The following is a 14,313-nucleotide window of genomic DNA, read 5'->3' on the forward strand; positions in this document are numbered from 1 at the left end:
CACACCATGGCTGTTGCGGCGTGCTAGTCTGCGCGCCATGACCGCCCCGCTGTCGCAGCCATTTTCCATGCCCGGCATGATGCCCGATGCCGACGCAGAGAGCGCCTGGATCGAAGTGATCCGGAAGATGGACGAGACCTATGCCAATCTCGTGACGCAGCAGGTGGAACTGGAACGCAAGAATGCCGAGCTGGAGGAGGCGCAGGCCTTCATCGCCAGCGTCCTCGGCTCCATGACCGACGTTCTGATCGCCTGCGACCGCGACGGCCGGATCGAGCAGACCAACCCGGCGGCCGAACGGGCGCTGGGCTGTGCCGGGCGTGAGCTGACCGGGCAGCCGTTGCGCGATTTCCTTGAACCCTCCTTCCATCCCGCCTTCGCCCGCTTGTGCAGCGCCGCCCTTCAGCGCGAGGAGGTCAGCGATGTCGAGCTATCGCTCCGCGGGCCGGCCGGTCCCTTCCCCATCGCGGTCAACAGCACGGTGCGCTACGACCAGCGCGGCCACGCCATCGGGCTGGTTCTGGTCGGTCGGCCGGTCGGCGAGCTGCGCCGCGCCTACCGCGACCTCGCCGCCGCCCATGAAGGGCTGAAGCAGACCCAGCAGCAGCTCGTCCATTCGGAAAAGATGGCCTCGCTCGGCCGTCTGGTCGCCGGCGTGGCCCATGAATTGAACAATCCGATCTCCTTCGTCTATGGCAATGCCCATGCCATGCGCCGCTATGTCGACCGCATGACCGCCTATCTCGACCGCGTTCACGAGGGGGCCGCGCCGGCGGAGCTGGCCTGCCTGCGCAAGGAACTGCGCATCGACCGTGCCCGCGCCGACGCCGCGGCGACGCTGGACGGTATGCTGGAAGGGACCGAGCGGGTGCGCGACATCGTGGCGGAGCTTCGCCGCTTCTCATCCGAACAGAAGCACGCCTCGGAACGCTTTGATCTGACGGCACTTCTGCGCTCCGCCGTTACCTGGGTGGCCAAGGCGCAGATGCCGGACCTGACCGTCGTCTTCGACCTGCCCGACACGCTGGACATCGCCGGCCATCCCGGCCACCTGCATCAGGTCGCCATGAATCTGGTCCAGAACGCCATCGACGCCATGGCCGGCGCGCCGGTCAAGCGGCTGGAACTGCACGGACGGGAGGAGGAGGGAACGGTCGTCGTCACCATCCGCGACACCGGACACGGCATTCCCGACGCGATCGTCGGCCGTGTTTTCGATCCCTTCTTCACCACCAAGCCGGTCGGCAAGGGCACCGGGCTCGGCCTGTCAATCAGCTATCAGCTGGTGCGCGACCATGGCGGCGAACTGGCCGCCGCGAACCATCCGGATGGCGGGGCGCTGTTCACCCTCACCCTGCCGGCCGCGGGGGGCCGGGCCAAGGGTCGGGCCAAGGATCCGGCCAAGGATCCGGAAGGAGCCGCAAGATGAGGGCGCGTCCGCTATCGGTGCTGTGGCTGCAATCGGGCGGTTGCGGCGGCTGCACCATGTCGCTGCTCTGCGCCGAATCCCCGGACCTGCTCACTCTGCTGGAGACCGCCGGCATCCGTCTGCTCTGGCACCCAAGCCTGTCGGAGGAAAGCGGGGCCGAGGCGGTGGATCTGTTCGAGCGCATCCTGTCGGGGGCCGAACCGCTGGACGTGCTGTGCGTGGAGGGATCGCTTCTGCGCGGGCCGAACGGCACCGGACGTTTCCATGTGCTGGCGGGGACCGGGCGGGCGACCATCGACTGGGCGCGCGATCTGGCCGCCGTCGCCGGCACAGTGGTCGCCGTCGGCACCTGTGCGGCCTTCGGGGGCATCACCGCGGGGGGCGAGAACATCGCCGATGCCTGCGGCCTGCAGTATGAGGGCACGCAGCGCGGCGGCGCCCTGGGCGCGGAGTTCCGGGCGCGCGGCGGCCTGCCGGTGGTCAATGTCGCCGGCTGCCCGACCCATCCGAACTGGGTGACCGAGACGCTGATGCTGCTGGCCGAAGAGGCGCTCGCCGCCGGGGACCTGGACGTCTACCAGCGCCCGTGCTTCTACGCCGACCATCTGGTCCACCATGGCTGCCCGCGCAACGAGTATTACGAGTACAAGGCCAGTGCCGAAAAACCGTCCGATCTCGGCTGCCTGATGGAGCATATGGGCTGTCTCGGCACCCAGGCGCATGCGGACTGCAACACCCGCCTGTGGAACGGCGAGGGATCCTGCACCCGCGGCGGCTATGCCTGCATCAACTGCACCGCGCCGGGGTTCGAGGAGCCGGGGCACCCGTTCCAGCAGACGCCGAAATTTGCCGGCATTCCCATCGGCCTGCCCACCGACATGCCCAAGGCGTGGTTCGTGGCACTGGCATCTCTCGCCAAGGCGGCGACGCCGGAGCGGGTGCGCCGCAATGCCGCCGCCGACCGCATCGTCGTCGCCCCCACCGTCCGCCCCACCCGGAAAGGCTGACCCGGTGAGCGAAGAGCCCAAACGCCGCCTGATCGTCGGTCCTTTCAACCGTGTGGAGGGCGATCTTGAGGTCAGACTTGAGATTTCCGGCGCAAGTGTCTCTGCCGCCTATGTGAATTCGCCGCTGTTCCGCGGGTTCGAGCGCATTCTGGAGGGCCGCGACCCGATGGATGCGCTTGTGGTGGCGCCGCGCATCTGCGGCATCTGCTCGGTTTCGCAAAGTCATGCGGCGGCGCTGGCGCTGGCCGGGGTCATGGGGGTGGAGGTGCCGCGCAACGGCCAGCTCGCCAGCAATCTGATGACGGCAACGGAGAATGTCGCCGACCATCTGACCCATTTCCACCTGTTCTTCATGCCCGACTTCGCCCGGCCCGCCTATGAAGGGCGACCCTGGTTCGAGCGGGCTGAGGCGCGATTCAAGGCCGCGCAGGGCAGCGCCGTGCGCGGCGCCACATCGGCGCGGGCGGAGCTGTTCCATGTGCTGGGCATTCTGGGCGGCAAGTGGCCCCACACCCTGACGCTCCAGCCCGGCGGCGTCACGCGCGCGGTGGACGCGCGCGACCGGGTGCGACTGCTCGCGACCGTCCGCAGTTTCCGGCGCTTTTTGGAAGACAGCCTGTTCGGCGCGCCGCTGGAGCGCGTGCTGGCGCTTGGCGCACCGGAGGATTTGGAGCGCTGGCGGATTTCCGGCCCCGCCGGGGACTTCCGCCTGTTCCTGGAGATCGCCGACGATCTGGATCTCGGGCATCTCGGCCGCGCCTATGGCCGCTTCCTCAGTCACGGTGCCTATGCCGGCATGGAGGGCGGACATCTGTACCGCCGCGGCACCTTCGCCGACGGACAGGACGCTCCCTTCGATCCGGATCAGGTGGCGGAGCATCACCGCTTCAGCCGCATGGCCGGGCAGGACCGCCCTCACCCACCCTTCGCCGGCTCGACCGTGCCGGACGGGATGGACGAAACCGGGTATAGCTGGTGCAAGGCGCCGCGGCTTGCCGGACTGCCCTACGAGACCGGCGCAATTGCCCGGCAGTTGGTGGACGGCCATCCGCTGATCCGGGCGCTGGTGGCGCAGGATGGCGGATCGGTGCGCAGCCGCGTCGTCGCCCGCCTTCTGGAATTGGCTCGCACCACCGACGCGATGGAAGGCTGGCTGCGCGCCATCGATCCTGCCGCCCCCTGGTGCGCGGCGGCGGAGATGCCGGACAGCGCCCAGGCGGTGGGATTGACGGAAGCGGCGCGGGGAGCGTTGGGACACTGGCTGCGGGTGGAGCGCGGGCGTATCGCCGGCTATCAGATCATTGCCCCGACCACTTGGAACTTCTCACCCCGCGACCTCAATGAGGTGCCCGGTCCGCTGGAGCAGGCCCTGGTCGGCGCCCCGGTGCGGGAGGGGGAGCGTACGCCGCTGTCGGTGCAGCACATCGTCCGGTCCTTCGACCCCTGCATGGTGTGTACGGTTCATTGAGAGGAAAATACACGTCCGTGCAAGGTGTTGGAATGGAATGCTGAAGCGACGTCATAGGATGATCGTCAGGAGACGATGAACGCCGCGTAGGACATGACGCCGACGAACATCAGAAGCGAAACCATGCGTGCCATTTGAACCTCCATCGGGCGGCAAGCTGTCCGCCCTGATGGAAGAGATCTAATCCCGCGTGGGGCCGGGATAAACACACGGATCCTGATTTCACCGTTCGACCGGCGCGAACAATCGCACGCGCTTCAGTCTTCCTCCAGATACACCCTGACGAGCTTCCAACCCGGTCCCATCTTCTGGAACTGAAAGGGTCCGACGCGGGAAACTTTGTCGGTCATGCTGACCGCTCGGGTCGTTCGGTCGATATCCGAAAGCCTTTCGACCAATGTGCGGTTGGTGACACGTTCCCGCAGCGAGGTGCCGCTGTCTTGCGAAAGCACCTGATCGATCACGAGAGCAAGCTTATCCTCGGTGATTTTTCGAATTGGGATGCTGTCGTCGACGCCCCGCACCTCCAGCGGCACGCGGGTCAGTGCCGCCAACTGCTCATTGTTGCCGGACAGCAGAGCATTCCGCAATGCCGGCCATTGTGCGCGGAAGAAATCCGACGGTTGCCCCGCACTGGCCGTCGGCGCAGTCTGAGCCGGTGACGGTGACGCTCCGCTGATAACCACGAATGCCGTGAGTACTGCGACCAGGCAGGGCCGACGGATCATGATCGCTCCGAGCGGGAGATTACGGCCAGCGATAGGCCCGGATCGTGTATCCGCCATGGGAGAAGCGGGAGACCTTGACCGAGTCGCTTTGATTGCCGCCGAGCAGTTCAAAGTGAGTGCCGTCGGAGCGCAGGAAGAAACCAACATGGAATCCGCTGGTCGATCCGGTTCTGGCGTCATGCCCGGCTCCGTTCTTCTTGATGACGGTTATGGCACCATATCGTGGATCGGTCGATTTTCCCCAGTTCATCCAACTTGCCGCAGCGGCACTGTTGGTTCCGACATGGCCGGCCTGGCGCATGACCCAATTCACGAAGGATGAGCACCAGGCGACCTCGTCGCTCGTGGCAGCCAGCGAGGTCGTCGCATGGTAGACCAGAATGCGGGGATTGTGCCGGCTGCCGGCAATTTCATGCTGACCAAGTTCGCTCTCGGCGATGGCCATCCATGCCGGAGCCTCCGCTCCATGGTCGTAGGCCTGTTGAGAGGCAGGCGATGGGCCGGCTGTGATCAGCGTGCCCGGATTGTTGCCGAGCGCCCTCGATTGCAACCTTTGCAATGCTTCCAGGGCTGTGCGTGTACGTGGTCCGAAAAGGCCGTCCACCTTCAGGTTGGGTGAGGGCCGCAATGTGCCGTTCAGCTTCGCCTGAAGCTGTTTCACCTGGTCCTTCGACATTCCGACAGGCATGGCCACCACGCACCGATCAGTCCATAGATGGAAAAGTGATACGCTGGCAAGCAGCTTCGGTCAACAGCTGCACAACTCGTGCGTGCGCAGAATTTGAACACGGAATGATCTTCCCCGACCTCCATTCGACGGACTTTTCACGAAGCGGCAGCAAACCATCCAGACTGGCAAGTTAGTAGCCAGCTCAGGTTCCATCTGTAATGTTTATATCCACAATCGCTGATCTGCCAAACAGCCAGCGTGATCCAACTGGCCCTCTGCAAGGGGTTGGGAAGCTATCCCCGATTGGCACGAAAATTGTAGTACGCATGGATAAGCGGCAATCCGCGACGAAAATGAGGCCTTTGGGGAGCGACCGGATAATGTCTGGCGATGGCCATATCCTGGTGTTGGGCATCGGCAACATCCTGTGGGCCGACGAGGGATTCGGTGTCCGCACGGTGGAACGTCTGGCGGCCGATTGGCGCTTTCCCGACAACGTCACCCTGATGGATGGCGGAACCCAGGGGCTGTACCTGCTGCCGCATCTGGAATCCGCCGATGCGTTGATCGTGGTCGACGCCATCGACTATGGCCTGCCGCCCGGCACCCGCCGGGTGTTCCATGGCGACGACGTGCCGGCCTTCCTCGGCGCCAAGAAGATGAGCCTGCACCAGACCGGCTTTCAGGAGGTGCTGGCGAGCGCCATGTTCCTCGGCCGCTGCCCGCAAAAACTGATCCTGGTCGGTGTCCAGCCGGAATGCCTGGAGGATTACGGCGGCGGCCTGACCGACACCGTCGCCACGCAGGTCGCCCCCACCATCGACGTCATCCTGACTCTTCTGCGCGACGAGTTCGGCGTGGAGGGCACGCCCCGAGACGCCGCCGCCGACATCGCCGCCCCGGCCATCGCCCGCGACGCCTACGAGGGTGGGCGCCCGAGCGCCGAGGACGCCTGCCGCATCGGCGACGCCCGCATTCTGGCGGCGCTGTCCGCCCCTGAGACCTGAGCGGAGCGCCCGGCCATGTGCATCGGCATTCCCCTGCGCCTGACCCATGTCGACGGCGTCGCCGGACGGACGGAGGATGGCTCGCTCATCGACCTGTCGCTGGTCCCCGATGCCGGTCCCGGCGACTGGGTGCTCGGCTTCCTGGGCGCGGCGCGCCGCCTGCTGGAACCGGAGGAGGCAGCCCGGATCCTCGACGCGCTGGCCGCGATGGCCGCGGCGCTGGACGGGGAACGGCTCGACAGCGCCTTCGCCGACCTGACCGACCGCGAACCGACCCTTCCCCCCCACCTGGAGGCGGCCCGCGCGGCCGGCCTGACGGAGGCCTGACGCCCATGACCGACCTTGCCCCGCCGCTCGCCAAGCCGCGGCTCCCCCTGCCGCCGCTGGTCGATCTGCTGACCGATGTCCATGGCTATCTGCGTCTCGACCATGCCGACGACCGGCCCTGGCTGGACGATTTGGGCAAGGATTGGCCGGTCAAGGAATGGGTGGTCTTCCTCCCCGGCCATGGCAAGGGCAATGCGGAGACCGCCGACGTTGCCGTCATCCTGCCGGAACTGGTCCGTGCCCTGCACCCGCGCCTGACCCCGGCGGTGGCCGGCGAAGCGGCGGAGCGTGCGATCCTGGCCCTGACCGGCATGATGAGCCTGCCGGCACTGGTCTTCCTGCGCGGCGACCGGCTGCTGGGCAGCATCCCGCGCGTGCGCGACTGGGACGATTATCTCCAGCGGATCGGCGAGATTCTGGAAGGCGCTTCGGAAGGCGGTGCGGCATGAACTCCATGTTCGGCATGACCCATCCGCCGGTCGGCTTCGGCCCTGGCAGCCAGCCCGACGCGACCGAGGAAGGGCTGGAATATCTGCCGATGCCGTCGGGCATGCGCGTCTATGAACCGCACCTGCCGGAGGTCGCCGATCCCGCCCGCGCCGCCGCCGCCCGTGCCGTGCTGACCCGCATCCACGAGGGGCTGGTCAACTGGACCGCCGGCGAGGAAATCCGCATCCCGGTCGATGATCTCGACGCCCCGGTGCTGGCCCTGGTCGACGAGGCGCTGGGCGAGGGCGAAGTCGCGGTCATGGTGCAGCGGGCCGGCGATCGGCTGGAGATTCAGGAGGCTTCCCTGGCCGGCGTCTGGCGCGTGCGTGGCTTCGGTGACGGGGCCGTGCGCGAAAGCCTGCTGATTGGCGCCTTCCCGCGGGTGGCGCTGAACCGCGCCTTCACCGCCGTGGCACCTGTGGTCAACGGGCCGGCGCCGGCCGGACTGATGAACGGCCAGCCGATCCTGACCGAATTGCTGGACCGCAGCGCCGCCTGGCGCCGCGGCGATGCGCCCCATGCGGTGAATTTCAGCCTGCTTCCCCACACGCCGGAGGATCTGGCCTTCGTCGAGCAGCGGCTGGGTGTGGGGGCCACCACCATTCTGTCGCGCGGCTACGGCAATTGCCGCGTCACCGCAACCGCGACGCCGAATGTCTGGTGGGTGCGCTATTACAACTCGGTCGACACGCTGATCCTCGATACGGTGGAGATCGTCGACGTGCCGGCGGTGGTCTGCGCCGCGGCGGAGGACATTGCCGACAGCGCCGAACGGCTGGCCGAGATCCTCGACGCGCTGGCGACCGATCTGGAGCGGGCGCGATGAGCGCCGGCGCCTCCCGCTTCGAGGGCACCTATCTCGGCGACGCCACGCGCATCGGCGCGGCCACCCGGATGGAATGCAAGATCTGCTGGCATGTCTACGACCCGGCACAGGGCTGCGAGCACTGGCAGGTGCCGCCCGGCACGGGCTTTGCCGCCCTGCCCGACCATTGGCGCTGCCCGGTCTGCGATGGCGCCCGCGACCAGTTCATGGCGCTGGATGGCGAGCTTGTGACGACCGAAGCGGCGGCGACGGCTGCGGTCCCGTTGGCGGATGCCGGCCCTGCCCTGCCGACCGAGACCATCGCCCGACTGGAAGCGGCGTTCCGCGAGGTCCACACCGCGCAGATGCGCGGCCTGCCCATCGTCAACGATGCGCTGGCGGTGAAGGCCGTGGGCTTCCGCCGCCATGGCGAGCGCTGGCTCGGCGCGCTGGTGACGCCATGGTTCCTGAACCTCGTCCTGCTGCCCGGTGAAGGCGACGAGTGGTCGGAGTTGGTGCCGGGCGCGAAGGAGCTGATCGAGTTCCCGTCCGGCCGCTATGAATTCGTCCATGCCAACCGCAAGGGCGTCGGCGCCTACAAGGCCTGCTCGCTGTTCTCACCGATGTTCGAATTCGCTTCCATGCTCCAGGCGACCGAAACGGCCTCGGCGGCTCTGGTCTCCCTCTTCGACCCCTCCATCCGCGAAGACGGCGCCCAAACCGCCGAAATCCGCCGCCGGCGCGAGGAGGAACTGGCCCCGCCGCCCGATTCCGTGCCGGTCCAGGCCGACCCGGTGCGCCCGTCGCGCCGGGCGCTGCTCGGCATGGGGTCCGCAGAGGCTGCCGATGCATGAGATGGCGCTCTGCGAAAGCCTGCTCCAGGCGATGGAGGAGGCCGGGCGGGCAAACGGCTTCAGCCGCGTGACCAGGATCCGGCTGGAGATCGGCCGCTTTGCCGGGGTGGAGGTTGAGGCGCTGCGCTTCGGCTTCGACGTGGTGACGCGCGGGTCCCTGGCCGACGGGGCGGAACTGGTGGTGCTGGAGGTGCCGGGCCGCGGCTGGTGCTTCGACTGCAACGACACGGTGGATCTGGACGACCGGCTGTCGCCCTGCCCACACTGCGGCGGCAGCCGGCTGCACCCCAACGGCGGCACCGAAATGACGATCAAGGATCTTGAGGTCGAATGAGAAAGGACCCGGCGCGATGACCGATCCCGCCCGCCCCGGCATCCTGGTGGTGGATGACGAGCCGCGCTCCGTCGAGGTCATCGCCCGCCTGCTGGATGAAGAGTTCGAGGTCTTCACCGCCCTGTCGGCGGAGGACGCCCTGCGCCTGCTGGAAACCGAATGGATCCAGGTGGTCTTCTCCGACCAGCGGATGCCGGAGGTCAGCGGCGTGGAGTTCCTGACCCAGGTGCGCGAACGTTGGCCCGACGTGGTGCGCATCGTCATCACCGGCTATATCGACCCCGAGGACATCATCGGCGCCATCAACACCGCCGGCATCCACCAGTTCATCACCAAGCCCTGGCACCCCGACCATCTGCTGCTGACCGCCCGCAACGCCGCGAAACTGTACCAGCTCCAGCGCGAGCATGACCGGCTGACCAGCGAGTTGAAGCTGCTGCCGCCGCTGGCCGAAACCCGGGTGGCGACCAAGCGGGACCGGGTGCGCCAGTCCTATCGCTTCGACGGCCTGATCCGTGCCGAGGGCAGCCCGGTCGAGGAGGTCTGCCGGCAAGCGGAGCGGGTGGCCGGATTCAACGTCCCGGTTCTGGTGCTGGGCGAGACCGGCACCGGCAAGGAGCTGCTGGCCCGCGCCATCCATTACGGCAGCCCGCGGTCCGACCAGCCCTTCTACTGCGAGAATTGCGGCGCCATTCCGGACGAACTGCTGGAAAGCGAACTGTTCGGCCACAAGAAGGGTGCCTTCACCGGTGCCCACACCAACCGTGTCGGCCTGCTGGAACAGGCGGACGGCGGCACCATCTTCCTCGACGAGATCGGCGACATCAGCCCGGCCTTCCAGGTCCGGCTGCTGCGCTTCCTGCAGGAGGGCGAGATCCGGCCGGTGGGGTCCAACGAGACGCGGCGGGTCGATGTCCGCGTCGTCGCCGCCACCCACCGCGACCTGACCGCCGAGGTGAAGGCCGGCCGCTTCCGCGAGGATCTCTATTACCGGCTCAGCACCATGACGCTGACCATGCCGCCCTTGCGCGACCGGCCGGACGATATCCCGGTGCTCGCCCACCACATCCTGGACCGGCTGTCCGCCGCCCATGGCAAGCCTGTCGCCGGCTTCACCCCCGACACGCTGGCCTGCCTGGAAGCCTATGGCTGGCCCGGCAATGTGCGGGAGTTGCAGAACGAGATCATGCGCATGCTGGTGCTGTGCGAGGGCGACACGCTGGGGGCCGACCTGCTGTCCGACCACGTGCTGCGCGGTGCGGCGCTGAACGCCCGCCCGGCCTCGCCGGAGGACGGACCGCTGCCGCCGCTCGACCTGATCGGCCAGGGCGGGCCACTGAAGTCGCGGATCGAGCGGGTGGAGGCCGGCATCCTGATGGAAACACTGGTCCGCTGCCGTTGGAACAAGAGCAAGGCTGCCGACGAGCTTGGCCTGTCGCGCATGGGCCTGCGGGCAAAGCTGGAACGCTACGGCATCGAGCGCGGCCCGGCGCAGCGGCATTGATGCCGCGTTTTTCCATTCACCAAAACCACAAGAACCCCGAGGAGCCGTTCGATATGTCGAAGATCACTCGCATTGCCGCCGTCTCTGCGGCCATCGCGCTTGCCGCCACCCCTGCCCTTGCCCATCCCGGCCACCTCGCCGGTGCCGGCTTTCTCGACGGCGCCGCGCATCCGCTGGGCGGGCTCGACCACCTGATCGCCATGGTCACCGTTGGCGTCTATGGCGCCACCATCGGCGGGCGTGCCGTGCTGGCGGTGCCGGGCGCGTTTCTGGCCGCCATGCTTGCCGGTGGCCTGTTCGCGCTGACCGGCGGCGAGTTGCCGCTCGTCGAGCCGACCATTTACGCCTCGACCGTGGTGCTGGCCCTGCTGTGCGTCATGCCGATGTCGCGCAACAGCCTGATCGGCGGCGTCTTCGCCGCCGGATTCGGCCTGTTCCACGGCTTCGCCCATTGGGCGGAGATGCCGGCCGATGCTGCGGCGCTGGGCTATGCCGCCGGCTTCCTCGCCAGCACCGCCGGGCTGCATGCGGCCGGCGTGGCGATTGGCTACGCGATCCATCGCCTGATCGGCCGGCCGGAAGAGGAAGGCCGGACGGCCTGACCCCACCGGCAACTCACCTTCCACCCCGGCCGTCGTTTCGGCCGGGGAGTTGCCAGCGGCAGAGGCGCCTACAGCTTTGTGACCGTTGGTTTGCCCAATGTTCGTACTACGGCACGATTGTTGCCTATGGCCCGCGGAGAAGCGCACCGGATCCTCGCACGCCGGTGCCGCCCGACGGGAGAAAACAAACCGATGGCAACGCTGGAAACCTTCTACGAGGTGATGCGGCGGCAGGGGATCACACGCCGTTCGTTCCTGAAATACTGCTCGCTGACCGCGGCGGCACTCGGCCTCGGACCGGAGCTGGTACCGCAGATCGTCCACGCCATGGAAACCAAGCCGCGCACCCCGGTGCTGTGGCTGCACGGGCTGGAATGCACCTGCTGCTCCGAATCCTTCATCCGCTCGGCGCATCCGCTGGTGAAGGACGTCGTGCTGTCGATGATCTCGCTGGATTACGACGACACGCTGATGGCGTCGGCCGGCCACCATGCCGAGGCGATCCTCGACGAGGTGATGGAGAAGTACAAGGGCAACTACATCCTGGCGGTGGAAGGAAATCCGCCGCTGAACCAGGACGGCATGTCCTGCATCGTCGGCGGCAAGCCCTTCACCGACCAGCTGCGCAAGGTCGCCAAGGACGCCAAGGCGATCATCTCCTGGGGCTCCTGCGCCTCCTTTGGCTGCGTCCAGGCGGCGCGCCCGAACCCGACCCGCGCCACCCCGGTGCATGAGGTCATCACCGACAAGCCGATCATCAAGGTGCCCGGCTGCCCGCCGATCGCCGAGGTAATGACCGGCGTCATCACCTACATGCTGACCTTCGACCGCATTCCGGAACTGGACCGCCAGGGCCGGCCGAAGATGTTCTACAGCCAGCGCATCCACGACAAATGCTATCGCCGGCCGCATTTCGACGCCGGCCAGTTCGTGGAATCCTTCGACGACGAGGGCGCGCGCAAGGGCTATTGCCTCTACAAGGTCGGCTGCAAGGGTCCGACCACCTACAACGCCTGTTCCACCGTCCGCTGGAACGAGGGCACCAGCTTCCCCATCCAGTCCGGCCACGGCTGCATCGGCTGCTCGGAGGACGGCTTCTGGGACAAGGGGTCCTGGTACGCCCGCCAGTCCGACATTCTCCAGTTTGGGATCGAGGCCAACGCCGACCAGATCGGCACCACCGCCGCCATCGGCGTCGGCAGCATCATCGCCGCCCACGCGGCCGTCAGCGCCCTGAAGCGCGCGCAGCACAAGGGAGACGTCTGACCATGGGCATCGTCCAGACCCCGAACGGGTTCTCGCTCGACAATGGCGGCAAGCGCATCGTCGTCGATCCGGTCACCCGCATCGAAGGCCACATGCGCTGCGAGGTGAACGTCGACAGCGACAACATCATCCGCAACGCGGTGTCCACCGGCACGATGTGGCGTGGCCTCGAAGTGATCCTGAAGGGCCGTGACCCGCGCGACGCCTGGGCCTTCGTGGAGCGCATCTGCGGCGTCTGCACCGGTTGCCATGCGCTGACCTCGGTCCGCGCGGTGGAGGATGCGCTGCAGATCCGCATCCCCAAGAACGCCCACCTGATCCGCGAGATCATGGCGAAGACGCTGCAGGTCCATGACCACATCGTCCATTTCTATCACCTGCACGCGCTGGATTGGGTCAATCCGGTCAATGCGCTGAAGGCCGATCCGCAGGCGACCTCGGCGCTGCAGCAGGCGGTGTCGCCGCGCCATGCCAAGTCCAGCCCCGGCTATTTCCGCGATGTCCAGACCCGCCTGAAGAAGTTCGTGGAGAGTGGCCAGCTCGGCATCTTCAAGAACGGATACTGGGACAACCCGGCCTACAAGCTGTCGCCGGAAGCCGACCTGATGGCGGTGACCCATTACCTGGAGGCGCTGGATCTCCAGAAGGACATCGTCAAGATCCACACCATCCTGGGCGGCAAGAACCCGCACCCGAACTACATGGTCGGCGGCGTTCCCTGCGCCATCAACATGGACGGCACCGGGTCGTCGGGCGCGCCGCTGAACATGGAGCGGCTGAACTTCATCCGCGCCCGCATCCAGGAGGCCACGGCCTTCGTCGAGAACGTCTATCTGCCGGACGTGCTCGCCATAGCCAGCTTCTACAAGGACTGGCTCTATGGCGGCGGGCTGTCGGCGACCAATGTCATGGACTACGGCGATTACGAGAAGGTGCCGTACGACCATTCGACCTGCCAGTTGCCGGGCGGCGTCATCCTGAACGGCAACTGGAACGAGGTCCACCCCATCGACCCGCGCGATCCGGCGCAGGTGCAGGAGTTCGTCGCCCACAGCTGGTATCACTACGAGGACGAGAGCAAGGGCTTGCACCCGTGGGATGGCGTGACTCAGGCCAAGTTCGAGCTGGGCGCCAACACCAAGGGCACCCGCACCGACATCAAGGAACTGGACGAGGCCGCCAAGTATTCCTGGATCAAGGCGCCGCGCTGGCGCGGCCACGCGGTGGAGGTCGGTCCCCTGCCCCGCTACATCCTGGCCTATGCCCAGGGCGTCGGCTATGTGAAGGACCAGATCACCGAATCGCTCGGCGCCTTCAACAAGCTGGCCGGCACCAGCTTCACGCCGCAGCAGGCGCTGCCGACCACCATCGGCCGCACCCTGGCCCGCGCGCTGGAATGCCAATACTGCTGCACCATGATGATGGACGACTGGAACGCCCTGATCGCCAACATCAAGGCCGGCGACACCGCCACCGCCAATGTGGAGAAGTGGGACCCGAAGACCTGGCCGAAGGAGGCCAAGGGCGTCGGCACCGTCGCCGCCCCGCGCGGCGGTCTCGGCCACTGGATCAAGATCAAGGACGGCAAGATCGACAACTACCAGTGCGTCGTGCCGACGACCTGGAACGGCAGCCCGCGCGACCCCAAGGGCAACATCGGCGCCTTCGAGGCGTCGCTGCTGAACACGCCGATGGCCCGCCCGGACGAGCCGGTGGAGATCCTGCGCACCCTGCACAGCTTCGACCCGTGCCTTGCCTGCTCCACCCACGTCATGGCGCCCGACGGTGCCGAACTGGCCCGCGTCACCGTGCGCTGACCGGCA

At 67.1% G+C, this 14,313-nt stretch carries 15 protein-coding genes; 13 read left to right on the forward strand and 2 right to left on the reverse strand.

Annotated features, from left to right (window positions below):
- Window positions 1-37 precede the first annotated feature (37 nt).
- The 3 genes from FZ938_RS24440 to FZ938_RS24450 are packed head-to-tail and all read left to right on the forward strand — an operon-like array spanning window position 38 to window position 3,904.
- Window positions 38-1,429 (forward strand): sensor histidine kinase, encoded by a 1,392-nt coding sequence (locus FZ938_RS24440; protein ID WP_149201010.1) that lies wholly within the window; start codon window positions 38-40, stop codon window positions 1,427-1,429.
- A complete protein-coding gene (locus FZ938_RS24445; RefSeq protein WP_149201011.1) occupies window positions 1,426-2,436 on the forward strand; it encodes an NADH-quinone oxidoreductase subunit B family protein in 1,011 nt (336 codons plus the stop codon). Before FZ938_RS24440 ends, FZ938_RS24445 begins: the two co-directional genes overlap by 4 nt.
- A gap of 4 nt (window positions 2,437-2,440) precedes the next feature.
- Window positions 2,441-3,904, forward strand: a complete 1,464-nt coding sequence (locus FZ938_RS24450; RefSeq protein ID WP_149201012.1) for a nickel-dependent hydrogenase large subunit — start codon at window positions 2,441-2,443, stop codon at window positions 3,902-3,904.
- Between the two features lie 257 nt (window positions 3,905-4,161).
- Here FZ938_RS24450 and FZ938_RS24455 read toward each other — a convergent pair whose 3' ends face one another.
- A complete protein-coding gene (locus FZ938_RS24455; RefSeq protein ID WP_149201013.1) occupies window positions 4,162-4,632 on the reverse strand; it encodes a hypothetical protein in 471 nt (156 codons plus the stop codon).
- Between the two features lie 19 nt (window positions 4,633-4,651).
- Window positions 4,652-5,293, reverse strand: coding sequence for an NlpC/P60 family protein (locus tag FZ938_RS24460; protein WP_174757011.1), 642 nt, complete (start codon window positions 5,291-5,293; stop codon window positions 4,652-4,654).
- Window positions 5,294-5,682: 389 nt separating this feature from the next.
- Here FZ938_RS24460 and FZ938_RS24465 point away from each other — a divergent pair, with 389 nt between their 5' ends.
- From FZ938_RS24465 to FZ938_RS24510, 10 genes are all read left to right on the forward strand, one after another.
- Window positions 5,683-6,309 carry a HyaD/HybD family hydrogenase maturation endopeptidase gene (locus FZ938_RS24465; RefSeq protein ID WP_149201015.1) on the forward strand — a complete coding sequence of 209 codons (627 nt, stop codon included), beginning with the start codon at window positions 5,683-5,685 and terminating at the stop codon, window positions 6,307-6,309.
- Window positions 6,310-6,324: 15 nt separating this feature from the next.
- The gene (locus tag FZ938_RS24470) at window positions 6,325-6,636 is read left to right on the forward strand and encodes a HypC/HybG/HupF family hydrogenase formation chaperone (RefSeq protein ID WP_149201016.1); all 312 of its coding nucleotides are present in this window, start codon (window positions 6,325-6,327) and stop codon (window positions 6,634-6,636) included.
- A gap of 5 nt (window positions 6,637-6,641) precedes the next feature.
- Window positions 6,642-7,085 (forward strand): thioredoxin domain-containing protein, encoded by a 444-nt coding sequence (locus FZ938_RS24475; RefSeq protein ID WP_149201017.1) that lies wholly within the window; start codon window positions 6,642-6,644, stop codon window positions 7,083-7,085.
- A complete protein-coding gene (locus FZ938_RS24480) occupies window positions 7,082-7,951 on the forward strand; it encodes a hydrogenase expression/formation protein (protein ID WP_149201018.1) in 870 nt (289 codons plus the stop codon). The genes FZ938_RS24475 and FZ938_RS24480 overlap by 4 nt, the downstream gene beginning before the upstream one ends.
- Entirely contained in the window at window positions 7,948-8,784 is an 837-nt protein-coding gene (locus FZ938_RS24485) for a [NiFe]-hydrogenase assembly chaperone HybE (protein WP_149201019.1), read from the forward strand. Before FZ938_RS24480 ends, FZ938_RS24485 begins: the two co-directional genes overlap by 4 nt.
- Window positions 8,777-9,118: a hydrogenase maturation nickel metallochaperone HypA gene (gene hypA / locus FZ938_RS24490; RefSeq protein ID WP_149201020.1), complete on the forward strand. Its 342-nt coding sequence runs from the start codon at window positions 8,777-8,779 to the stop codon at window positions 9,116-9,118. The genes FZ938_RS24485 and hypA overlap by 8 nt, the downstream gene beginning before the upstream one ends.
- A 16-nt stretch (window positions 9,119-9,134) precedes the next feature.
- Window positions 9,135-10,622, forward strand: coding sequence for a sigma-54-dependent transcriptional regulator (locus tag FZ938_RS24495; protein WP_149201021.1), 1,488 nt, complete (start codon window positions 9,135-9,137; stop codon window positions 10,620-10,622).
- Window positions 10,623-10,675: 53 nt separating this feature from the next.
- Window positions 10,676-11,224: a HupE/UreJ family protein gene (locus FZ938_RS24500; RefSeq protein ID WP_149201022.1), complete on the forward strand. Its 549-nt coding sequence runs from the start codon at window positions 10,676-10,678 to the stop codon at window positions 11,222-11,224.
- Window positions 11,225-11,416: 192 nt separating this feature from the next.
- Window positions 11,417-12,490 (forward strand): hydrogenase small subunit, encoded by a 1,074-nt coding sequence (locus FZ938_RS24505; RefSeq protein WP_174757009.1) that lies wholly within the window; start codon window positions 11,417-11,419, stop codon window positions 12,488-12,490.
- Between the two features lie 2 nt (window positions 12,491-12,492).
- Entirely contained in the window at window positions 12,493-14,307 is a 1,815-nt protein-coding gene (locus tag FZ938_RS24510; protein WP_149201023.1) for a nickel-dependent hydrogenase large subunit, read from the forward strand.
- The last annotated feature ends 6 nt before the right edge of the window (window positions 14,308-14,313 follow it).

It is taken from the genome of Azospirillum oryzae (assembly GCF_008364795.1).
In the GTDB taxonomy this organism is placed as follows: Bacteria; Pseudomonadota; Alphaproteobacteria; order Azospirillales; family Azospirillaceae; genus Azospirillum; species Azospirillum oryzae.